The organism is Bradyrhizobium sp. (assembly GCF_052389815.1).
Classification (GTDB): domain Bacteria; phylum Pseudomonadota; class Alphaproteobacteria; order Rhizobiales; family Xanthobacteraceae; genus Bradyrhizobium.
Map to the genome: position 1 here is coordinate 20225 of NZ_JBQTHN010000096.1, position 20957 is coordinate 41181.

Below are 20957 nucleotides of genomic sequence, written 5' to 3' on the forward strand. Positions count from 1 at the left end.
TCAGGCCTCCGTGCCGTCGAACGCGCCGGGGCGCTCGAGAATGGAATAGCCGCGCCGCCAGTTCTGCGCCGCGACCTGGATCGAGCGCACCAGCATCAGCACGAAGCCGAGCAGCACGAGATAGTAGACCCACTTCTTTTCGAACTTGATCGTCGTCATCCGCTCGTCGCCGATCACGTCGATGAAGACCCAGACCAGTTTGATCGCATAGGCGAAGAAGGCAATGCGGATCGCATCGATGACCGTGGAGAGCGCGCGCGCCGGCCGGCCCGGCAGATAGCGAAACAGCAGGTCGACCTGGATGTGCCGCGACAGCCGCACGCACATCGCAGAGCCGATGAACACTACGGCGATCAGGCAATAGGTCGCGATCTCCTCGGTCCAGGCATAGCTGTCGTTCATTACATAGCGGGTGAAGAATTGCAGAAAGACGCACAGCGCCATGATCCAGAAGATGGCGAGCGCCAGCCAGTCTTCGGGGGCGTACGGGCTGAGATCGGCGGTGACGGGCTCGCCTTCCTCGAAGGTATGGGCGATCTCGTCGGCGGTAATCTGCCGATGCATTTCAGCCGTAGACATGCGTTTTCCTCAACCGGGCAGGCGTTGCGGGCGAAACAGTCCGCCCTTCCCCGCCGCTTCGGCGAGAAAGGGCGAATCTGGCCGACGTTACTTGACCGCCTGGATACGATCCCAGTCGGACTTGCGATAGTCGAAGCTTTCGAAGCTGATCGCCTTGATGACCGCGCCGCGGAACTCGTCCTTGTTGACCTCGGTGACGGTCAGCCCCTTGTCCTTGAAGAAGGCGACGAGCTTGGCCTCGTTGGCCTTGATCTCGTTGGTCGCCTTCGCGGCGGCTTCCTGCGCCACGGCGGTGAAGATTTTGCGGTCTTCCTCGCTGAGCTTCTTCCAGAGATTGCCCGCCACCACCGTGTTGAGGTGATCGACGATGTGGCCGGTCAGCACGATGTGCTTCTGCACCTCGTAGAACTTCTTGGCCTCGATGGTCGTGAGCGGATTCTCCTGCGCTTCCACCGTGCCGTTCTGCAGGGCGAGATAGACTTCGGCGAACGCGATCGGCGCAGTGTTGGCGCCGCAGGCGCGCGGCATCGCCAGATACGCCGGCACGTCGGGCACGCGCATCTTCAGTCCCTTCATGTCGGCGCAGGCCTTGATCGGCTTGTTCGACGAGGTTTGCCGCACGCCATAGTAGGTGACGGCCACGATCTGATGGCCGGTCTTGTCCGCATAGCCCTTGGCGAGTTCCTTGAAGACGTCGCTCTTGGTGTAGGCGAGGAGGTGATCGGCGTCGCGGAAGGTATAGGGATAATAGGTCACGCCGATCGGCGGGTAGCTCTTGGCCGCGAAGCTCGAGCCGGAAATGATGATGTCGACCGAGCCCAGTGCGAGGCCCTGATTGATGTCGGTCTCCTTGCCGAGCTGCGAGGCGGGATAGACGTCGATCTGGTAGCGGTTGTTGGTGCGCTTGCCGATCTCCTGCGCGGCCCACACCGAGGCGGTGTGGAACGGCTCGGAGGTCTCATAGACGTGCGCCCATTTCAGCTTGGTCTGGGCGAAGACCGCGCCCGGCGTCGCCATCAGCGCGGCTGCGGCCGCGAGCGACAGGATCGTTACTTTCTTGAACATTTGAACTACCTCCCTGGTTTGATTTCTGTTGCATTCAATTGAAAAGACGTGGTCAGCCGCTGCCGGCCCGGGCGCGGGACGCGGCTGCATCCGTACCGAAGCTTTGGGCAAAGCGTTCTTGCGAACGCGCCAGATGGTCACGCATCGCGATGCACGCGCGCTCGGGATCGTGCGCCGCGATGGCGAGGCGGATCGCCTGGTGCTCGGCGTGCGCCGCCCGCCACGACTGCGGATTCTCGAAGTAGTTCGCCAGCTTCGCGAAATAGGGGTTGAGCCGCTGGTCGAACAGTTCACCGACCACGCGCACCAGCACGGCATTGCCGAGACATCCGGCCACCGCGACATGGAAGGCGCGGTCGTGGATCATCGAGGCTTCGCTCGGATGCTCGACGGACGCCATCGCCGCAAGCGCGGCATCGATCCGCGCGATATCGTCAGGTGTCGCGAGCCGCGCCGCTTCGCCGGCGATCGCGCCCTCGATGAATTCGCGGGCGCGCAGCAGCTCGAACGGGCCTTCGATCGTGGCCGAGCCCGTCACGACGGATACGGGCGTCGGTTCGATGACGTAAATGCCGGAGCCGACACGGATGCGCACCCTGCCCTCGACCTCGAGCGCAATCAGCGCTTCGCGCACCGTCGGCCGCGACACCTGCAATTGTTCGGCGAGTTCGCGCTCGGTCGGCAGGCGGCTGCCGACGGGATATTCGCCGCCCTCGATCAGCGCGCGCAGCTGATCGGCGACCTGACGATAAAGGCGTCGTGCTTCCACGGCTTCCAGTGGCACGCCCGAAATCCCTCTTGGCGACCCGTTTCGGGTCGGCTCCATCCCTGTCCGGCTCAGCCAATATTGGATAATTGGCCTGACCAATTGACCGAACAATTGACGGAAATGGGAGAACATGTCAAGCGAACGGCGGAAAATCCCCAGTTCGAGCCCGATTGGAGGCATTTTGCGCCTTACCAACGCCTCCCTCGCCCGGCTCCCGGCCGCGATCCGACGCCCCTGCTATAACCGCTCGTCGGTCAGGCCCGGAATCGTTCATCTCGGCGTCGGCGCTTTTCACCGCGCGCACCAGGCGGTTGTCATCGACGACCTGCTGGCGGCCGGCTCTGCCGAATGGGGCATCGTCGGCGCCAGTCTGCGCAGTCCAGACACGCGCGACGCGCTCGCCCCGCAGGATTGTCTCTATGCGCTAACCGTTCGCTCCGGCACGGGCACGGAGATCAGGGTGATCAGCTCGCTTCTCGCGATGGAAGTCGGCAATGACGATCCCGAGCGCCTGATCGCGCGGATGGCCGATCCAGCAACGCGCATCGTATCTCTGACCGTCACCGAAAAGGGCTATTGCCACACGCCGCAAACCGGCGAGCTGGACGAAGCCCATCCCGACATCGTGCATGATCTTGCCAGCCCGCAGGCGCCGCGTTCGGCCGCCGGCTTCCTGGTCGAAGCGCTGGCGCGCCGCAGGCAAGCCGGCGTCCCGCCCTTTACGATTCTCTGCTGCGACAATCTCTCCGCCAACGGCAAGACCGTGCAGCGCATCGTTACCCGATTCGCCGCGCTGCGGTCGGAGGATCTCGGCCGATGGATCGAAGACGAGGCCACCTTCCCCTGCACCATGGTGGACCGGATCGTGCCGGAGACGACGGATACCGATCGCGCGACGGTGTCGTCCGCACTCGGCATGACCGACGCCTGGCCCGTCATCACCGAACCTTTCACGCAGTGGATCGTCGAGGATCGCTTTGCGTGCGGACGGCCGGATCTCTCCGCGGCCGGCGTGCAGCTCGTCAGCGATGTGACGCCGTTCGAGCACATGAAGCTGCGCCTGCTCAACGCCAGCCATTCGGCGCTGGCCTATCTCGGCTATCTCGCAGGCTACGAGACCATCGCCGCCACCATGGCGGACCCGCACTTTGCGGCCTTTGCCGCCCGCGTGATGGAAGAGGCCGCGGTGACGCTGAAGATGCCCGACGGCACCGACCTTGCGGCCTATCAAGCGTCGCTGCTGACGCGCTTTGCCAATCCGGCGCTGCATCACCGCACCTGGCAGATCGCCATGGACGGTTCGCAAAAACTGCCGCAGCGGCTGCTCGCCGCGATGTCCGACCGGCTGCAGCTCGGCCTGCCGATCGATACCCACGCGCTCGCCGTCGCAGGCTGGATGCGCTACGTCACCGGGCGCGACGAGCGGGACAGGGAGATCGACGTGCGCGACCCGATCGCGGGAAAGCTGGCCGCGATCGCGCGCGAGGCCGGCCCGGTTGCCGAGCGTCTGGCACCAGCCTTGCTTGCGGTCGAGTCAGTGTTCGGCACATTCGGGACTGATCCCCGCGTTGCCGGCACGGTCACCGAAGCGATCGCGCGGCTCTATCGGCTGGGAGCGCGCCAGGTTCTCGCGGCGGACTAAAGATGATGCACAGCACATCAATATGGATATCCATACGATTATAGTTGACATAAATACATTGATATCTAGCATGTGCCCGAGACACGCGATCATCGATCCTCAGGCCATGATTACCTCGGCACAGTTGCGAGCCGCGCGGGCGCTCCTCGGCGTCGATCAGCGCCAGCTCGCCGAATTGTCGGACCTGTCGGTTCCCACCATCCAGCGGATGGAGGCAAGCGACGGCGTCATTCGGGGCAATGTCGATTCCCTGATGAAGCTGATCGGCGCGCTTGACCGAGCCGGCATCGAATTGATCGGCGACAACGCCTCCAGCCAGGGCGGTGGCCGCGGCATCCGGTTGCGGACTGCGCGCTCCGATCCACGTCCGGACAAGAACGCGGGCAAGGATCGTTAGGGAAGCATCTCGATGACATCTGTTGCGTTCCTCATGCTCTGCGCTGCCGCGTTGCTGGGGGTTGCACTGCTGGCCATCGCTAGCGCGCGGTCCCAAGCGGCGACATCGATCGTCTACGGCGCGACGCTGGTCATCACCGTCGCGGCAGTTGCCGCTTCGGTTGCCGCCCTCACCGGCCGCGGCGCGCCCGCCGGTCTCGTGCTTCCCATCGGCTTGCCCTGGACCGGAGCGCATTTCCGCGTCGATGCGCTGGCGGCCTTCTTCCTCTGCGTCGTGAATATCGGCGGCGCCGCCGCAAGCCTCTATGCGCTCGGCTATGGCCAGCATGAGGATGAGCCGCATCGCGTGCTGCCGTTCTTCCCCGCCTTCCTCGCCGGCATGAATCTGGTCGTGATGGCGAACGACGCGTTCGGCTATCTCTTGTCCTGGGAATTCATGTCGCTCGCTTCCTGGGCGCTGGTGATCGCGCATCATCACGACCCCGAGAACCGGCGCGCCGGTTTCGTCTATCTGATCATGGCGAGCATCGGCACGCTCTCCCTGCTGCTGGCGCTCGGCCTGCTGACCGGACCCGACGGCAATTATACGTTCGAGGCCATCCGCGCCGGCACCCGCACGCCGCTGACCGCCGCGCTCGTGCTGGTGCTCGTCCTGATCGGTGCGGGATCCAAGGCCGGCCTCGTGCCCCTGCATGCCTGGCTGCCGCTGGCGCATCCGGCCGCTCCCAGCCACGTCTCGGCGCTGATGAGCGGCGTGATGACCAAGGTCGCCGTCTACGGTTTCATCCGCATCGTGTTCGATCTCGCAGGACCCCTGCCATGGTGGTCGGGCGCGCTGGTGCTCGCCGTCGGTGGCCTCTCGGCCGTGCTCGGCGTGCTGCAGGCCTTGATGCAGGACGACATCAAGCGGCTGCTCGCGTATTCGACGATCGAGAACATCGGCATCGTCTTCATCGGGCTTGGGCTCGGGCTCGCCTTCCGCGCCAATGCGATGGAAGCCGCCGCCGCGCTTGCGATGACCGCCGCGCTGCTGCACGTCCTCAACCACTCCCTGTTCAAGGGCCTGCTGTTCTTCGGCGCCGGCGCCGTGCTGGTCGCGACCGGCGAACGCAACATGGACCGGCTCGGCGGACTGATCCATCGCATGCCCGTCTCGAGTTTCCTGTTCCTGGTCGGCTGCACCGCGATCTCCGCGCTGCCGCCGCTCAACGGCTTCGTGTCGGAGTGGCTGACCTTCCAGGCCATCCTGCTCAGCCCCGACCTGCCGCAATGGGCACTGAAGGTCATGGTGCCGGCGGTCGGCGGACTGCTGGCGCTGGCGGCAGCCCTTGCCGGCGCGACCTTCGTCAAGACGTTCGGCATCACCTTCCTCGGCCGCCCGCGCAGCAACGAGGCTGCAACCGCGCAGGAGGTAGACCGCTTCTCGCTCGCGGCGATGGCGCTGCTGGCCGTGCTCTGCCTGATCACCGGTATCGTACCGGGCCTGCTCATCGATTCGGTTGCGCCGATCACGCGGCAGCTCACCGGCGGTGCGCTGCCGCTGCAGGCGAGCCAGCCATGGCTGACAATCGTTCCGGCGATCGCCAGCGGCAGCTCCTATAACGGCCTGCTGGTATTCCTGTTCATCGCGACCTCCGCGATGCTGGCAGTGTGGGCCATTCATCGCTTCGCGTCGCATGCGATCCGCCGTGGACCGGCCTGGGATTGCGGTTTCCCCGACGCGAGCCCGCTGACGCAATATTCCGGCAGCAGCTTTGCGCAACCGATCCGCCGCGTCCTCCTCGCGCGCAGCTCCGCCGTGCACGAGGAGGTGACGATGCCGGCGCCCGGCGACGTCGGGCCCGCCCGCTTCTCGCTCACGGTCACCGATCCCGTCTGGACCTGGCTGTACCAGCCCGTTGCCGGCGCCGTCGAATTCGCGTCGCTGCAACTCAATCATCTGCAGTTCCTCACGATCAGGCGATATCTCAGTCTCGTCTTCTTCTCGCTGGTCGCGCTGTTGCTGGTGCTTGCGATATGGAGCTGATTTCCGCCCTCCTCGTTCAGCTGATGCAGATGCTGCTGGTGCTCGCGGCAGCCCCGCTGCTGACCGGCTTCGTGCGCAAGGTGAAGGCGCGGCTGCTCCGCCGCCGCGGCCCGCCGGTCGTGCAGCCCTATCGCGACATCCTGCGGCTGCTGAAGAAGGAGGTCGTGGTTGCGGATAACGCCTCGTGGATATTCCGCGTCGCGCCCTATGTGATCTTTGCCACCACCTGGGTCGCCGCCGCGCTGGTGCCGACCTTCGCGACGGGGCTGTTGTTCAGCTGGTCCGCCGACCTCATCGCCATCATCGCGCTGCTGGCCAGCGCCCGTTTCTTCCTCGCGCTCGCCGGCATGGATGTAGGCACCGCCTTCGGCGGCATCGGCTCGAGCCGCGAAGTGATGATATCCTCGCTCGCCGAGCCCGCGATGCTCCTCGTAGTCTTCACGATGGCGCTGGTCGCGCGCTCGACGCAGCTGTCGGCGGTCGCCGACCTCCTGTCCTCGACCGAGGTGGGTCTGCGCGTCTCGCTCGGACTGGCGCTGGTCGGCCTCATCATCGTGGCGATCGCCGAGAATGGCCGCATTCCCGTCGACAACCCGGCGACGCATCTCGAACTCACCATGGTGCACGAGGCGATGGTGCTGGAATATTCCGGCCGCCATCTCGCCATGATCGAGCTTGCGGCGGCAGTGAAGCTCCTGCTCTATCTCTCGCTGATCGGCTGCATCTTCCTGCCCTGGACGCTGGCCGAGCCCCAAGGCTCGACGGCGGGCCACCTCGCCGGCTTCGGCTTCTATCTCGCAAAGCTCGGCGTGCTGGGCTTCCTGCTGGCCGTGTTCGAGACCGCCATCGCCAAGATGCGCGTGTTCCGCCTGCCGGACTTCGTCGGCGGCGCCCTGATGCTCGGCCTGCTCGGCACGCTGCTGTTGTTCGTATCGAGGAGCCTGTAGATGGGACACGGGCTCACCTTCGACGTTGCGCATCTCCTGGCCGGCGGCCTCGTGCTCATCAGCTTCCTGATGATCACGCAGCACCGTCTCTATGCGCTGCTCAACGCCTTTGCGCTGCAGGCGGTGCTGCTGTCGGCATCGGTCGCCTGGCAGGCCTATGTCCAGCACGCGCCGCATCTCTACATCACCGCCTTCATCGCGCTGGTGTTCAAGGCGATCGTCGTGCCGGTCGGCCTGCACCGGATCATCCAACGCCTCGGCATCCACCGCGAAATCGAGACCGTGATCGGCTCCGGCACCACCATGCTGGTCGGCATGGGGCTGGTCGCGCTGTCGATGACGGTGATGCTCAAGCTGACGCCGGGTGCCGATCGGCTGGCGCGAGAGGATCTCGCCTTTGCGCTTTCCGTGGTGCTGCTCGGCCTGCTGATGATGGTGAGCCGGCGCAACGCCGTGAGCCAGGTGGTCGGCTTCATGTCGCTGGAAAACGGCCTCGTCCTTGCGGCAGCCGGCGCGCGCGGCATGCCGCTGGTGGTCGAGATCAGCGTCGCCTTCTCGGTGCTGATCGCCTTCTTCGTGATCGGCGTGTTCCTGTTCCGCATCCGCGAGCGCTTCGACACCGTCGACGTGCAGGCGCTCGACCGGTTTCGCGGAGAGCGCCGATGATCATCGCCGCCTCGACCGGCGTCATCGCCGTCCTCGTCATCCCGCTGGTCGCGGCCGCGGTCTTTGCGGCGCTTCCCGGCTACCGCATCTCCTCGCGCCTCAACGTGCTGGCTTCGGGCCTGACCTTGCTCGCCTCGGTTTCGCTGTTCTTCGGCGACCACGGCGGGCACGGTCCGTATCTCTTCGTCGACGATCTCAACATCGTCTTCATCGTGCTGAACGCGTTCGTCGGCTTCACCACCAGCGTGTTCTCGGCGAGCTATATCGGGCACGAGCTCGAGAGCGGACGGCTGACGCCTACTTACCTGCGCTTCTATCACGCCATGTATCAGGTGATGATCGGCGGCATGAACCTCGCGCTCACCGCCAACAACATCGGCCTGATGTGGGTGGGCATCGAGCTTGCGACGCTCACCACCGTGCTGATGGTCGGCATCTACCGCACCCACGAGGCACTGGAAGCGGCGTGGAAATACTTCATCCTCGGCAGCGTCGGCATCGGCCTTGCGCTGTTCGGCACCATCCTCGTCTACATGGCCGCGCTGCCGGTGGTCGGCGAAGGCCTCAACGGCATGGTGTGGACGGTGCTCGTCACCAGGGCCGCGGACTTCGATCCGGCCATGATCAACCTCGCCTTCATCTTCCTGCTGCTCGGCTACGGCACCAAGGTTGGGCTGGCGCCGCTGCACGCCTGGCTGCCCGATGCGCATGCCGAGGGCCCGACGCCGATCTCGGCCGTGCTGTCGGGCCTGCTGCTCAACGTCGCACTCTACGCGGTGCTGCGCTTCAAGATCCTGCTCGCCGCCAACCCCGGCGCCATCGCGCCAGGCCCGCTGATGGTGACGCTCGGCCTCGTCTCGCTGCTGTTCGCCGCCTTCATGCTGTACCGCCGGCGCGACATCAAGCGGATGTTCGCCTATTCCTCGATCGAGCACATGGGCATCATCACCTTCGCCTTCGGCATGGGCGGGCCGGTGGCGAATTTCGCGGGCCTCCTGCATATGGCGATGCACAGTCTGACCAAGTCGGGGATCTTCTTTGCCGTCGGCCACATCGCGCAGATCAAGGGCACGCAAAAGATCGCCGACATCCGCGGCTTGACGCAGACGCATCCTTGGCTCGGCTGGAGTCTCGTGATCGGCGTGGTCGCGATCGCCGGCCTGCCGCCGTTCGGCGTATTCATGAGCGAATTTCTGGTGGTGAGCTCCACGTTCGCACGGGAGCCGCTGCTCGCCATTCCCCTGGTGCTCGGCATCCTGCTGGCGCTCGGCGCGCTGTTCCAGCATCTCAACGGCCTTGCCTTCGGCGAGCCGACCGGCAGCATCGCGCCGTCGGATGCCTCCTACGTGCCGATGGTCGTGCATTTCGGCCTCGTGCTGATCGCAGGCGTCTACTTGCCGGCAACGCTGGTGAACTGGTTCCGCCACGTCGCCGAGATTCTGGGGTAGCTGATGATGGCGGGCCTCAACGAAATCCTGCGCAGGGGCGACATCGCAGCGAACCATCGCCCATGGCCGCGCATCGCCGCCACGGCGGAAATGTGGAACGAGGCGATTGCGGGATTGGCCTCCGGGCAATGGCAGCTGCTCGGGCTGTGGGGCGAGGCGGACAGCGTCCACATGGCGCTGCGCGATGAGGCCGACGAGTGTATCGCCGCCCTCAGCCTCGCTTGCGAGGACCGGCGTTATCCGTCGGTCGCCCTGCATCATCCGCCCGCGCTGCGCCTCGAGCGTAGCCTGCGCGACCTGTTCGGGCTGGACCCGGTCGGCCTTCCCGACCGGCGCGGCTGGCTCGATCACGGCAATTGGGACGTCCGGCATCCGCTTGCCACGACGCCCGAGCCCGCACCGATCGACAAGGCCTACGCCTTCCTGCCGATCGAAGGCGACGGGCTGCACCAGATTCCGGTCGGCCCGGTGCACGCAGGCATCATCGAGCCTGGCCACTTCCGCTTCACCGCCAACGGCGAGACGGTGGTGCGGCTGGAGCAGCGGCTCGGCTACGTGCACAAGGGCATCGAAGGCTTGATGGCCGGTGCGACGCTGGAAGCAGCAAGCAGGCTCGCCGCGCGCACCTCCGGCGACAGCACAGTGGCTTACGGTTTCGCCTTTGCGCGCGCGGTCGAAGCCGCGCTCGGCGTCGAGGCGCCGCCCCGCGCGTCGCAATTGCGGGCGCTGATGGCGGAAATGGAGCGCATCGCCAATCATCTCGGCGACTTCGGCGCCATCTGCAACGACGCCTCCTTCGCGCTGATCCAGGCCCATTGCGCCGTGCTGCGCGAAAAGGTGCTGCGCGCCGCGCATGCCGCGTTCGGCCACCGCCTGATGCGCGACCGCATCGTGCCCGGCGGCGTGACGACGGATATCGCCAGCAGCGGTATGGCCGCGATCCGCACGCTGATCGCCGACATCAAGGCGCTGTTCCCGGCATTGGTCGAACTCTACGACAACACCGCCTCGCTGCAGGACCGCACCGTGACCACTGGAACGGTGAAGCCGGACCTCGCCCGGCAATATGCGCCCGGCGGGTATATCGGCCGCGCCTGCAACCGCAGCTTCGATGTCCGCAAGAATCTCGCCTACGCGCCCTACGACAAGCTCGCCTTCGAGGTGCCCGTGCTCGAAGCCGGCGACGTGAACGCACGGGTCTGGATCCGCATCCGCGAAATCGAGCAGAGCCTGTCGCTGGTCGCGCAGCTGCTCGACCACATGCCGCAAGGCGCGCTGCGGATAGATCTGCCCGCCGCGAGCATGCCTTGCGAGGGCATGGCGCTGGTCGAAGGATTCCGCGGCGACATCCTCGTCTGGCTGCGGCTCGATGCAGGCAACCGCGTCGCGCGCTGCCATCTGCGCGATCCCTCCTGGTTCCAGTGGCCGCTGCTGGAGGCCGCGATCGAGGACAACATCGTTGCCGACTTCCCGCTCTGCAACAAGTCATTCAATTGTTCCTATTCGGGGCACGATCTCTGATGCGCAAGCTGCTGTTCCAGAGTCTCGCGCAGATGTCGCTCACCGAGCCCGCGCCCTCCGTCGACGACGCGGCGCTGGCGGAAATCGGCGCGGCGGTTGCGAACGTCGCGCGGCGGCGGCTCGGCCGCTCGCTGTCGATCCGCGAGGTCGATGCCGGCTCCTGCAACGGCTGCGAGCTCGAGATCCACGCGCTCGGCAACGCCTATTACGATCTCGAGCGGTTCGGCCTGCGCTTCGTCGCCTCGCCCCGCCATGCCGACGTGCTGCTGGTCACCGGTCCCGTGACCAAAAACATGCGCATGGCGCTGGAGCGGACCTATGCCGCCACGCCCAACCCGAAATGGGTGGTCGCGGTCGGCGACTGCGCCCGCGACGGCGGCTGCTTTGCCGGTAGCTATGCCGTCGCCGGCGGCGTGTCGGCGGTGGTGCCGGTCGACCTGCACATCGCCGGCTGCCCGCCGCCGCCGCTCGAAATCCTCCGCGGCCTGCTGGCCCTGCTCGAAACCGCGGCGACCGCCGGGACGTGAACGCAACCGTGGCATCGCGACGGCACATCCGTTGCGGCCGGCCGTGGAAGCGGCTGTAATGCCGTATCCGCCGCAAGAAGGGATGCAATCGTGAGAGTTGCGGAAAGACCGGACAGCTCCGCGGGCGCCGACGGCGAGTCCGTGCGGGACGGGCTTTACACGCTCGGCATCGAGATGACGGGCCTCAAGCAGGGCCGCGCCACCGGCATCGCGGTGCTGCGCGGCGGGGTCATCATGGGCGGCGACAGCCTCTTCTATTACACCGGCTCCTATTCCTTCAGCCGCGGCAAGTGGCGCGGCGAGATGATCGTGCACCAGCACACCGAAGCGCCCGGCCTCAACCTCGTGTTCGGAGGCCGCGAGGTGACCTGCGGCTTCACCGGCAGCTATGCCGAGGGCACCGCCGACATCGACGGCACCGCGCTGGTCGGCAGCTACAGCATTCCATTCCGCGCGCAGTTGACGCTGAAGGTGCCGGCGTGAGCAAAGCCCTCATTTGCCGCCGGTTGATTCGTATCAAGGAGCCGCGCGCCATGGTTGCGTATGGATAGCCGTCAGCGCCATGTCCCGGAACGCGCCGTCATGTTGTCCCGACGCACGATACTTGCCATTCTGACGTCGGCAGCCGTCTTTCCGGCCACGCACGCCGAAGCCCAGTCGATCGTCCTCGTTCCGCGCGGCTCGCCCGAGCGTAAGGCGATCCTCGACGTCGTACGCGTGCCGGTCGAGCGGCGGCTCGGCATCAAGGTCATCTTCGAAGTCGAGCGGCTGGCCGTATTCGGCGACTGGGCATTTGCGGAAGTGCATCCACGCGCCGAAGCCGGCGGGCGGATCGACTATCGCAGGACGCGATATGCCAGGGACTATATTGCCGATCTCGACAGCGACCTGGTCCTCGCGCTGCTGCGTCGCAGCGGCGCGTCGTGGGTCGTCGTGCAGGAAGCCTTCCTTCCAACCGACGTCGTATGGGAGGAGTGGGTAAAATCCTACAAGCTTCCGCGCCGGCTTTTCCTGCAGGATTGACCATCTTCCCGCATCGCCGCAAAACGGCATTTCGTCTTGCCTTCGGCCGCGAACGGGTGTGACTATCGTCATCTCGAAGTATCGTGTGGGGGAACGCGTGCACCAGCCTGACAAGACCGGCAAACAGCCGGCGCCATTCCAGGGCATGACGTTGCTTCACGGCATGACCCTGCTCCGCGATCCCCTTCTCAACAAGGGCACCGCTTTCTCCGCTAGCGAGCGCGAGCAACTCGGATTGCGTGGGCTGCTGCCGCCTTGCGTGCTGACGATGCAGGCGCAGGCCGATCGCGTGCTGACCAACATGCGCAACCTGCCGACCGATCTGGAGAAGTACGTCGCGCTCAACGCCTTGCACGACCGCAACGAGGCGCTGTTCTTCCGCATCGTCTGCGACAACATCGACGAGATCCAGCCGATCATCTACACGCCGACGGTCGGGCTGGCCTGCCAGAAGTACGGCCTGATCTTCCAGCGGCCGCGCGGCATGTTCATTTCCGCCAATGAGCGCGGCCATATCGCCGAAGTGCTGAAGAACTGGCCCTATCCCGCCAAGCTCATCGTCGTCACCGACGGCGAGCGCATCCTCGGCCTCGGCGATCTCGGCGCCAATGGCATGGGCATTCCGGTCGGCAAGTTGTCGCTGTATTCGGCCTGCGCCGGCGTGCATCCCGAACTGTGCCTGCCCGTTGTCCTTGATGTCGGCACCAACAACGAGGAATTGCTGCGCGATCCCTACTATCTCGGGCTGCGGCAGAAGCGCCTGACGGGCGCTGCCTATGACGAATTCGTCGACGAATTCATGACGGCGGCGCGCGCGACCTTTCCGGGCGTGCTGATCCAGTTCGAGGATTTCGCCAACCACTCCGCCTTCCGCCTGCTGCACAAATATCGCCAGAAGACCTGCGTCTTCAACGACGACATCCAGGGCACGGCGGCGGTCGCGCTCGCCGGCCTGTTCTCGGCGCTGCGCGTCAGCGGCGGCAAGTTGAAGGACCAGAAGCTGCTGTTCCTCGGCGCCGGCGAGGCCGCTACGGGAATCGCGGACCTCGTGGTTTCCGCAATGATGGCCGAGGGCGCCACGGAGCAAGAAGCGTTGCAGCGCAACTGGCTGGTGGACTCCCGCGGGCTCGTGGTGCGCGGCCGCGACGGCCTTTCCGGCCACAAGCTGCGCTACGCCCACGATCACGCCACGATCTCCGATTTTGCGACCGCGATCGAAACGCTGAAGCCGACGGCGATCGTCGGGGTGGCCGCGGTCGGCGGCGCCTTCACCCCCGAGGTGCTTCGTCTCATGGCCGGGCTCAACGAGCGGCCGATCGTGTTTGCGCTGTCCAATCCCACCTCGAAGGCTGAATGCTCGGCGGAAGACGCCTATCGCTACACCGAGGGACGCGCCCTGTTCGCCTGCGGCAGTCCGTACGATCCGGTAAAGCTGAGCGGAACGACCTTTGTGCCGCGGCAGGGCAATAATTCCTACATCTTCCCGGGCGTCGGGCTCGGCGCCATCGCGAGCAGCGCGCGGCTGGTCACCGACGAGATGTTCATGACTGCCGCGCACACGCTCGCCGACTGCGTCAAAACAGACGATCTCGGTCAGGGAAGCCTCTATCCGGCGCTGCCGCGCATCCGCGAGGTCTCGGCGAAGATCGCAACGGCAGTGGCGAGCGTCGCCTATCAGAACGGCCTCGCCGACGGCCCGCCGCCGAACGACTTGTCGGGATTCATCGAAGCGCAGATGTACGATCCGCATTATTGAGGTGCGGATAGCAGCGCGGGCGCGCCGCTCAGTAGATCCGCGCCCAGTGGCTGCCCTTCTTGATCATCTTGTCGAGCAGGTCCATCAGCAATTCCTGCTCGCTGCGGCGCAGGCAGGCCAGCATGTCGGCCTCGCGCGCCACGAAGCTCTGCAGGATGGCCCTGTAGATCCTCTGGCCGGCCTCCGTGGTGCGCAGCACCTGGCGGCGGGCGTCGGCGCTGTCGGCGTGGCGCACGATCAGCTTCTTGCGTTGCAGCTGCTTGACCGCGGTCGAGATGCTGGTCTTGGGACGGCCGGTGACCTGGCTGATCTTCTGCGCGTTCAGGTTCGGCTGCTGGTTCAGACAGAAAAGTACGACCCATTCCGGGCGCGACATCCGGTATTGCCGCTCCATCTTCTTGATCAGCGGACCGACATAGAAATTGGCGACGTAGTTCAGCCGGTAGGCGACCGGAATGGGGTTGTCCTTCAGGATCGCGGCCAGCACCAGATCATGCGCGATCTCGGCTTCCGGCTGCCATACGGTCAGCGGCTTGCCCCGCGACACGGCGGAGCGTTCGGCGGGCTTCTTCCTGCTGGCTTGCGTTCTCAAGGCATCGGTCTTTCAAAAAAGGCGGCAATCCGGTCATACAACTCCTGTCGATTCCGTTCGACACAAAGAAAATGCGAACCGGGCGTTATCACCTGATAGTCCTTCGAGGCGGAGGCAATCAACCGCAGCAGGTTCTTCGAATCGGCATCCGTGGAGGTCGTATCGTCCGCCCCCCGGACCAGCAACGTGGGCGTGGAAATCCGCGCCGGGTCGTAGAGCGGCTTGCCGTTGAAGATCTGGATCAAGTCGGCGAGCGCGCCCGCAGGCGAACGGAACGCCGGCGGCGAACGGGTACCGGTCAGCGGATCGAGCCCGGCCAGGGCATCGAATACCGCATCCGGCATCTCGGGGGCGCGCAGCCGGTCCGGATCGTCCGATCCGATGTCGGCATCCCATCGCTTGCGGATGTCGTCGCGCGAGATCAGGCGATAGCATCCGATATCCGGGGATATCCGCGAGGGATCGCCGGGATCGCCGATGCGGGCGCGCCACAGATCGTTCCTTTCGCCGAACAGCGGCGCATAGAGAACGAGGCGCCGAACCCGCTCGGGGCGCCGGCCGGCAAACGCCGCGGCGACGACGGAGCCCCAGGAAAATCCGACCAGGTCGACACTCGCGCTGCCGCTGCGCTCGCGGACAAAGGCCGATGCTGCTCCGACGTCCGACACGGCGTCGTCCAGCCGGGCGAAAGGCGGGTTGTCCGCCGGCGGCGCGTCCATTGTCGCACCGGACAAAGAGCTTCCGTATCCCCTGATATCGACGGCATAGACCGGCCGGCCGCGCCGGGAGAACTCGGACATCAGCGAATAGCCCGGCAGCCCGATGTCGAACAGCGCCGCGCCGAGGGTGGCGCCGTGGACGAGGAGAACCGGCGGCCCGCTCGCGCCGATGCGGCCTGCCGGCTTCTCCAGCATGCCGAGGCAAACGCCGTCGCCGGCGTCGATGCGACGGGTGCGCGTTGCGGGAGTCGGTTCGTTGGTTGCGAGGAGCATGATCTGTCGTGAGGCGGCTGGAGGAAATACGCAGGCGATGGCTACATCCCGAGATAGGCGCGGCGCGTCTTGTCGTCCGTCAGCAGCGCGGGACCGCTTCCGCCCAGCACGATCGATCCGTTTTCGAGAACCCAGGCCTGCGCCGAGATCGCCAGCGCATGCTTCACATTCTGCTCGACCAGCACCACTGTCGTCCCCGCGGCATTGATGCCCTTGACGATCTCGAACAGCGTGGCGACGATCACCGGCGCGAGCCCGAGCGAAGGCTCGTCGAGCATCAGGACCTTCGGCATGCTCATCAGCGCGCGGGCAATCGCGACCATTTGCTGCTCGCCGCCGGACAGCGTCCCGGCACGCTGCCCGCGCCGTTCGGCAAGCCGCGGAAACAGCTCGAACATTCGCTGCATGTTTTCCCTGCGACGGCCGCGGCAATGCGGCTGGTACGCGCCGAGCTCGAGATTTTCCAGAACGCTCAACGAAGGAAACAACCTGCGGCCCTCCGGCACCATGACGAGGCCGCGCGCGACGATCTCATGGGGCGGCAACGCCTCGATCGGTTCGCCTTCGAAGAGGATGGCGCCCTCGACCGGCCGCAGCACGCCGGACAGGGCGCGCATGATCGTGGTCTTGCCGGCACCGTTGGCGCCGACGATGGTGGCGATGCCTCCGGCCTCGACCGCGAGGTCGACGCCGCGCACGACCGCAACGCCGTCGTAGCCGGCAGACAGACCTCGCACTTCCAGGACGGCGGTCATAGCGCAAAATCCTCGCCCAGATAGGCCCGCACCACCTCGGGATCGCGGACCACGGCGGCGGGCGCACCCTCGCAGATGAGATCGCCGTGATGCAGGACATAGATGCGGTCGCACAGATTCATGATGACCGGCATGACATGCTCGATGATCATGACGGTAATGCCGGAGTTGCGGATGTTGCGCACCGCATCGATCATCTCGTTGTGCTCGGAAGGAGTGAGCCCGGCCATCACCTCGTCGAGCAGGATGAGTTTCGGATCGCACGCCATCACCTTGGCGACTTCCAGCCTCTTGCGGCCGGCTACCGGAAGATCCGAGGCCAGCCGGTGCGCCCAGCCGGCGAACCGAACGGCCTCCAGCGCCTGCAGTGCGGCCTCGCGTGCGCGTGCCGGGGAAGCATGAACGCTGAAAGCACCGACCATGACGTTGTCGAGCACGGTCATCTCCGGAAACGGTTTCACGATCTGGAAAGTGCGGCTCATGCCCATGCGGCTGATCTTGTGAGAGCGCAGGCCCAGAATGTTCCGGCCCTTGAAGGTCACCGTGCCGCGGTCAGGCTGGCGAAAGCCGGAAATCGCGTTGAAGAACGTCGTCTTGCCGGCGCCGTTCGGGCCGATCAGGCCAACGATCTCGCCCTCGTCGACGTGGCAGCTGACTGCGTTGACCGCGGTCAGTCCGCCGAAGGCGACAGTGACGCCGGATGCATCGAGAAGCCGGGTCATGCGCGATACCTCCTGCGCAGCCACGGTATCGCACCCGCCGGCATGGCGAGGCAGGTGAAGATCAGGATGGCGCCGTACAGCATCAACGCGCCCCCGCCCCCGCCGCCCGCGGCCAGGAACTTGAAATAGCCCGACAGCTTGGCCTCGAGCGAGGCGTCAGATGCAAACAGCTTGACGATCGCAGCGCCCGAGCCGCCGCCCGAGAACAGCACGCGCGTCGCCTCTGCGACCGGAGTCAGGATGAACGAGCCGACCACCGGTCCGAACACGGTGGCCGATCCGCCGACGATGGCGCGCAGGATGATCTCGACCGACATGCCGACGGCAAAGACGTCGTCGGGCACGATGTACTGGGTATATTGCGCGTAGAGCGTTCCCCCGGCCCCGGTCAGCGCCGCGCTGAGCGTTGCGGCGATCAGCTTGTAGCGACGGGTATCGATGCCGATCGCCTCGGCGGCATCCTCATCCTGGCGGATGGCGTGAAGATAATGGCCGATGCGCGAACGCGACATCCACCAGATCAGCGCCGTGACCGCGGCAAGCATGGCCAGCGCGATGTAGTAGTACGGGGCCTTGCCGGTGAACTGGAAGTGCCAGAAGCTGTCGCCCTGCAGGGGAATGAGGATGCCCATCGAGCCGCCGGTGAACTTCAGATGCAGCGCGGTGAGCCGGATCAGCTCCGCAAAGGCGATGGTCGCGAGCGTGAAGAACGGACCGACGAGGCGATAGTGGAAGCTGACGAAGCCGATCGCCAGACCGAATGAGCCCGCCACCGCCATGCCGACGGGCATGCCGAGCCAGGGCGAGACGCCGAACTCGGTATAAAGCAGCGTCGAGCTGTAGGCGCCGAGACCGAAGAACGCGGCGTGCCCGAGCGAGAGCTGGCCGGCAAATCCGCCGAGGATGTTCCAGCTCTGCGCGAGAAAGCCGAACAGGAAGATCAGCAGGAAGACGTTGAGCAGCGCCGAGCCGCTCAGGCCGCGCGGCATGACGCGCGCGACCGCATCGCTCCCGGCGAAGAGCGGGAGCGTCAGCAGGAACAGGACCATTGCTGCGACAGCGGCTCGCTTCATGGTAGGCCCTCAGGTCAACTTGCCGCCGAACAGGCCCTGCGGCCGCAGCAGCAGGATCACCAAAAACACCGAAAACGTCGCGATCTGCTTCATGGAAGGCGACGGCATGAACAGCTCGCCGAGACTTTCGATCAGCCCGATCACGAAACCTCCGATCAGGGCGCCCGGCAGGCTGCCGAGCCCGCCGAGCACGGCGACGACGAAGGCGGTCAGGGTAAAGGGCAGCCCGACCTGCGGGGCGATATAGAAGAAGGGCGTCATCAGCACGCCCGCGAGCCCGACGCAGGCGATGCCGAGGCCGAACGCGACGTTGTACATGCGATCGACGTAGAGCCCGACCGCCATCGCGCCGAGCCGCTCCTCGGCGCAGGCGCGCAGCGCCTTGCCGACGTCGGTTCCGCGCAGGAAGAGAAAGAGCCCGGCACTGGCGGCAACCGCCACGATGCTGGCGACGACTCGTACATAGCTGACGGATACGCCGAAAATCGTGGCCGTGTTGCCGCCGTAGGAGACACGCAGGCTCTGGAAATCGGGACTGAACAGGAACAGCGCAAGGTTCTGCAGCAGCAGCGACAGCCCGACGGTGAGCAGAATCTGGATGCTTTCCGGCGCCTGCAGCACCGGCCGGATCAGGAGAGACTGAATCGCCCAACCCAGCGCGAAGAACACCGGCAGCGACAGCAGCGCCGATACATAGGGATCGATGCCGAACAGAACCGACAGCAGGAACGCGAAATACATGCCGAGCATGAGGAAGTCGCCATGCGCGAAATTCAGGATGCGCATGACGCCGAAGATCAGCGTCAGCCCCACGGCGACGAGGGCGAAAATGCCGCCGAGCAGCAGGCCGCTGACGATGGTTTGTCCCAGGACGATGGAATTCACGCGGTTACCCGTTCTGCGGCCCGGCCGCTCGGCAGGAACCCGACACGCCGCGGTGAACGGCGCGCCGGATCGTGGATCAGCCCTATTTCCAGGCCGGAACCGGATAGACCGGCGACGCCGCGGCGACCTCGGGCGGCCAAACCGACACGAACTTGCCGTTCTGGACCTGGAGCATGACGAGTTGGCCTTCCGGACTCTGCCCCGACGCTTCGAAGCGGATGCAATTATAGGGCAGGATATTGCGTTCGCCGCAGATGTTGGTCTTGGTCAGCGCCTCGCGCAGCTTGGCGCGATCCGCCGATCCCGCGCGCTCCAGCGCATCCACCAGCACCATGGTGGACATGTAGGTCTCCGCGGCGTGGCCGTTCATCGGCACGCCGAACTTGGCCTGGAAGCGCGCGGCGATTTCCGCGGCGCCTTTCTTTTTCAGGTCCGGATTCCATTCGCCGACGGTGAAGCTGTTTTCAGCGAGCGGGCCGAGGTTGGTGATGTAGGCGGGATCGATGTGACCGGCCGAGGTACCCATGATGGGAACGTTGACGCCGAGCTCCTTCATGGTCTTCGTGATCAGCACGGCGTCGGCGATATAGGACACCAGAACCAGCGCATCGGGCGCGATCTGCTTGATTCGCGAGATGGTCGGCGTCATGTCCGGGCTTTCCGCCGGATAGGCGATCTTCTCGACCACCTCCATGCCAAGCTCCTTGGCGGAAGCTTCCTGACCCTTCGAGGTGGATTGCCCGAACAGCGTGTCTTCATACATGAGGACGACGCGCTTGATCGGTTTTCCGGATTTTTCGCCGACCCACTTGATGAACTTCAGCTGGTCGCGCGCGTACCATGACGCCTTCGGCGCCACCTTGAATGTATATTTGAAGTTCCGGCCTTCGGTGATCGTGTCGGCGATGGCAACCGGGTCGATATAGGGGACCGCCGCCTTCTCCGCGACCTGCGTGCTCGGGAACGTCACATTGGACTGGTAGGCGCCGAGAATGGCGGCGACGCCCTGCGTCACCAGCTTCTCGGCTTCCTGGATTCCGACCTTCGGGTTGCCCTGCGTGTCGCCATCGACGATCACGAGCTTGGCGCCGCCGAGCGACTTGACGCCGCCGGCTGCGTTGACTTCGTCGATCGCAAGCGCGTGGCCGCGCCGGTTATTCTGTCCGATCGGCGCGACCGGTCCTGACAGGGGCAGCAGCACGCCGACCTTGACGTCGTCGGCGGCCAGAGCGCGGCCCGGCGGATTCAGGGCAAAGAGAGCCAGCGCGAGCAGCGCTGTACCTGCAAGAGGGGCTTGTCGAAGCATGATCCATTCCTCCCTGGGGTACGGACGTGTTATGTAATAGTACCGTCTCGTACTAATTAGTATTCTATAGTCCTATCGACCGCCAACCGTCAATCTGCGGCGCGGCAGGCGTCGATTGGACAAAGCTGCTGTCGTATCCGGACGCGCGATTCCGCACCGGTCCGGTGCAGCGCTCCTTTGCACCCCGCATTGGCGAAAATGGCGGCGAGCGGCGGTCTCACCACGCCGCGAGCAATCGCACCGCACAACGGCGCACCCAGACCACAG

At 65.4% G+C, this 20957-nt stretch carries 21 protein-coding genes; 11 read left to right on the forward strand and 10 right to left on the reverse strand.

Annotated features, from left to right (window positions below):
- The 3 genes from ACT4OC_RS16550 to ACT4OC_RS16560 all read right to left on the reverse strand — a co-directional run bounded on the left by ACT4OC_RS16550 (position 1) and on the right by ACT4OC_RS16560 (position 2428).
- A complete protein-coding gene (locus tag ACT4OC_RS16550) occupies positions 1–579 on the reverse strand; it encodes a TRAP transporter small permease (RefSeq protein WP_444840087.1) in 579 nt (192 codons plus the stop codon).
- Positions 580–666: 87 nt separating this feature from the next.
- The gene (locus tag ACT4OC_RS16555; protein WP_444840088.1) at positions 667–1644 is read right to left on the reverse strand and encodes a sialic acid TRAP transporter substrate-binding protein SiaP; all 978 of its coding nucleotides are present in this window, start codon (positions 1642–1644) and stop codon (positions 667–669) included.
- Between the two features lie 52 nt (positions 1645–1696).
- Positions 1697–2428 (reverse strand): FadR/GntR family transcriptional regulator, encoded by a 732-nt coding sequence (locus tag ACT4OC_RS16560; RefSeq protein WP_444840089.1) that lies wholly within the window; start codon positions 2426–2428, stop codon positions 1697–1699.
- A 115-nt stretch (positions 2429–2543) separates the two neighbouring features.
- Between ACT4OC_RS16560 and ACT4OC_RS16565 the strand changes: the two genes are divergently transcribed.
- From ACT4OC_RS16565 to ACT4OC_RS16615, 11 genes are all read left to right on the forward strand, one after another.
- Positions 2544–4055 (forward strand): mannitol dehydrogenase family protein, encoded by a 1512-nt coding sequence (locus tag ACT4OC_RS16565; RefSeq protein WP_444840090.1) that lies wholly within the window; start codon positions 2544–2546, stop codon positions 4053–4055.
- Positions 4056–4161: 106 nt separating this feature from the next.
- On the forward strand, positions 4162–4452 hold the full coding sequence (locus ACT4OC_RS16570; RefSeq protein WP_444840091.1) for a helix-turn-helix domain-containing protein: 291 nt from the start codon (positions 4162–4164) through the stop codon (positions 4450–4452).
- A 12-nt stretch (positions 4453–4464) separates the two neighbouring features.
- Positions 4465–6477: a hydrogenase 4 subunit B gene (gene hyfB / locus ACT4OC_RS16575; protein WP_444840092.1), complete on the forward strand. Its 2013-nt coding sequence runs from the start codon at positions 4465–4467 to the stop codon at positions 6475–6477.
- Complete coding sequence (locus ACT4OC_RS16580) at positions 6468–7424, forward strand: respiratory chain complex I subunit 1 family protein (RefSeq protein ID WP_444840093.1); 957 nt, start codon at positions 6468–6470, stop codon at positions 7422–7424. Before hyfB ends, ACT4OC_RS16580 begins: the two co-directional genes overlap by 10 nt.
- On the forward strand, positions 7425–8090 hold the full coding sequence (locus ACT4OC_RS16585) for a hydrogenase-4 component E (protein ID WP_444840094.1): 666 nt from the start codon (positions 7425–7427) through the stop codon (positions 8088–8090).
- The gene (locus tag ACT4OC_RS16590; RefSeq protein WP_444840095.1) at positions 8087–9538 is read left to right on the forward strand and encodes a hydrogenase 4 subunit F; all 1452 of its coding nucleotides are present in this window, start codon (positions 8087–8089) and stop codon (positions 9536–9538) included. Before ACT4OC_RS16585 ends, ACT4OC_RS16590 begins: the two co-directional genes overlap by 4 nt.
- 6 nt (positions 9539–9544) lie before the next feature.
- On the forward strand, positions 9545–11059 hold the full coding sequence (locus tag ACT4OC_RS16595) for a hydrogenase large subunit (protein ID WP_444840199.1): 1515 nt from the start codon (positions 9545–9547) through the stop codon (positions 11057–11059).
- Positions 11059–11586, forward strand: coding sequence for an NADH-quinone oxidoreductase subunit B family protein (locus ACT4OC_RS16600; RefSeq protein WP_444840096.1), 528 nt, complete (start codon positions 11059–11061; stop codon positions 11584–11586). The genes ACT4OC_RS16595 and ACT4OC_RS16600 overlap by 1 nt, the downstream gene beginning before the upstream one ends.
- Positions 11587–11676: 90 nt before the next feature.
- Complete coding sequence (locus tag ACT4OC_RS16605; RefSeq protein ID WP_444840097.1) at positions 11677–12069, forward strand: GrlR family regulatory protein; 393 nt, start codon at positions 11677–11679, stop codon at positions 12067–12069.
- Positions 12070–12168: 99 nt separating this feature from the next.
- Complete coding sequence (locus tag ACT4OC_RS16610) at positions 12169–12609, forward strand: hypothetical protein (protein WP_444840098.1); 441 nt, start codon at positions 12169–12171, stop codon at positions 12607–12609.
- 145 nt (positions 12610–12754) lie between these two features.
- The gene (locus ACT4OC_RS16615; RefSeq protein ID WP_444840200.1) at positions 12755–14365 is read left to right on the forward strand and encodes an NAD-dependent malic enzyme; all 1611 of its coding nucleotides are present in this window, start codon (positions 12755–12757) and stop codon (positions 14363–14365) included.
- A gap of 28 nt (positions 14366–14393) precedes the next feature.
- Here the strand turns inward: ACT4OC_RS16615 and ACT4OC_RS16620 are convergent, their stop codons facing one another.
- The 7 genes from ACT4OC_RS16620 to ACT4OC_RS16650 all read right to left on the reverse strand — a co-directional run bounded on the left by ACT4OC_RS16620 (position 14394) and on the right by ACT4OC_RS16650 (position 20690).
- Positions 14394–14957, reverse strand: coding sequence for a MarR family winged helix-turn-helix transcriptional regulator (locus ACT4OC_RS16620; RefSeq protein WP_444840099.1), 564 nt, complete (start codon positions 14955–14957; stop codon positions 14394–14396).
- A complete protein-coding gene (locus tag ACT4OC_RS16625; RefSeq protein ID WP_444840100.1) occupies positions 14954–15949 on the reverse strand; it encodes an alpha/beta fold hydrolase in 996 nt (331 codons plus the stop codon). Before ACT4OC_RS16625 ends, ACT4OC_RS16620 begins: the two co-directional genes overlap by 4 nt.
- Positions 15950–15990: 41 nt before the next feature.
- Positions 15991–16704 (reverse strand): ABC transporter ATP-binding protein, encoded by a 714-nt coding sequence (locus ACT4OC_RS16630; RefSeq protein WP_444840101.1) that lies wholly within the window; start codon positions 16702–16704, stop codon positions 15991–15993.
- Positions 16701–17426 (reverse strand): ABC transporter ATP-binding protein, encoded by a 726-nt coding sequence (locus tag ACT4OC_RS16635; protein ID WP_444840102.1) that lies wholly within the window; start codon positions 17424–17426, stop codon positions 16701–16703. Before ACT4OC_RS16635 ends, ACT4OC_RS16630 begins: the two co-directional genes overlap by 4 nt.
- On the reverse strand, positions 17423–18499 hold the full coding sequence (locus ACT4OC_RS16640; RefSeq protein WP_444840103.1) for a branched-chain amino acid ABC transporter permease: 1077 nt from the start codon (positions 18497–18499) through the stop codon (positions 17423–17425). Before ACT4OC_RS16640 ends, ACT4OC_RS16635 begins: the two co-directional genes overlap by 4 nt.
- A gap of 9 nt (positions 18500–18508) precedes the next feature.
- Complete coding sequence (locus tag ACT4OC_RS16645; protein WP_444840104.1) at positions 18509–19384, reverse strand: branched-chain amino acid ABC transporter permease; 876 nt, start codon at positions 19382–19384, stop codon at positions 18509–18511.
- Between the two features lie 82 nt (positions 19385–19466).
- Positions 19467–20690 carry an ABC transporter substrate-binding protein gene (locus ACT4OC_RS16650; RefSeq protein ID WP_444840105.1) on the reverse strand — a complete coding sequence of 408 codons (1224 nt, stop codon included), beginning with the start codon at positions 20688–20690 and terminating at the stop codon, positions 19467–19469.
- Between the last annotated feature and the right edge of the window lie 267 nt (positions 20691–20957).

Coding starts and splice junctions, on each gene's coding strand:
- ACT4OC_RS16550 (WP_444840087.1), bottom strand. CDS start 579: ATGTCTACGGCTGAAATGCATCGGCAGATTACCGCCGACGAGATCGCC.
- ACT4OC_RS16555 (WP_444840088.1), bottom strand. CDS start 1,644: ATGTTCAAGAAAGTAACGATCCTGTCGCTCGCGGCCGCAGCCGCGCTG.
- ACT4OC_RS16565 (WP_444840090.1), top strand. CDS start 2,544: ATGTCAAGCGAACGGCGGAAAATCCCCAGTTCGAGCCCGATTGGAGGC.
- ACT4OC_RS16570 (WP_444840091.1), top strand. CDS start 4,162: ATGATTACCTCGGCACAGTTGCGAGCCGCGCGGGCGCTCCTCGGCGTC.
- hyfB (WP_444840092.1), top strand. CDS start 4,465: ATGACATCTGTTGCGTTCCTCATGCTCTGCGCTGCCGCGTTGCTGGGG.
- ACT4OC_RS16580 (WP_444840093.1), top strand. CDS start 6,468: ATGGAGCTGATTTCCGCCCTCCTCGTTCAGCTGATGCAGATGCTGCTG.
- ACT4OC_RS16585 (WP_444840094.1), top strand. CDS start 7,425: ATGGGACACGGGCTCACCTTCGACGTTGCGCATCTCCTGGCCGGCGGC.
- ACT4OC_RS16590 (WP_444840095.1), top strand. CDS start 8,087: ATGATCATCGCCGCCTCGACCGGCGTCATCGCCGTCCTCGTCATCCCG.
- ACT4OC_RS16595 (WP_444840199.1), top strand. CDS start 9,545: ATGGCGGGCCTCAACGAAATCCTGCGCAGGGGCGACATCGCAGCGAAC.
- ACT4OC_RS16600 (WP_444840096.1), top strand. CDS start 11,059: ATGCGCAAGCTGCTGTTCCAGAGTCTCGCGCAGATGTCGCTCACCGAG.
- ACT4OC_RS16610 (WP_444840098.1), top strand. CDS start 12,169: ATGTTGTCCCGACGCACGATACTTGCCATTCTGACGTCGGCAGCCGTC.
- ACT4OC_RS16615 (WP_444840200.1), top strand. CDS start 12,755: ATGACGTTGCTTCACGGCATGACCCTGCTCCGCGATCCCCTTCTCAAC.
- ACT4OC_RS16625 (WP_444840100.1), bottom strand. CDS start 15,949: ATGCTCCTCGCAACCAACGAACCGACTCCCGCAACGCGCACCCGTCGC.
- ACT4OC_RS16630 (WP_444840101.1), bottom strand. CDS start 16,704: ATGACCGCCGTCCTGGAAGTGCGAGGTCTGTCTGCCGGCTACGACGGC.
- ACT4OC_RS16635 (WP_444840102.1), bottom strand. CDS start 17,426: ATGACCCGGCTTCTCGATGCATCCGGCGTCACTGTCGCCTTCGGCGGA.
- ACT4OC_RS16640 (WP_444840103.1), bottom strand. CDS start 18,499: ATGAAGCGAGCCGCTGTCGCAGCAATGGTCCTGTTCCTGCTGACGCTC.
- ACT4OC_RS16650 (WP_444840105.1), bottom strand. CDS start 20,690: ATGCTTCGACAAGCCCCTCTTGCAGGTACAGCGCTGCTCGCGCTGGCT.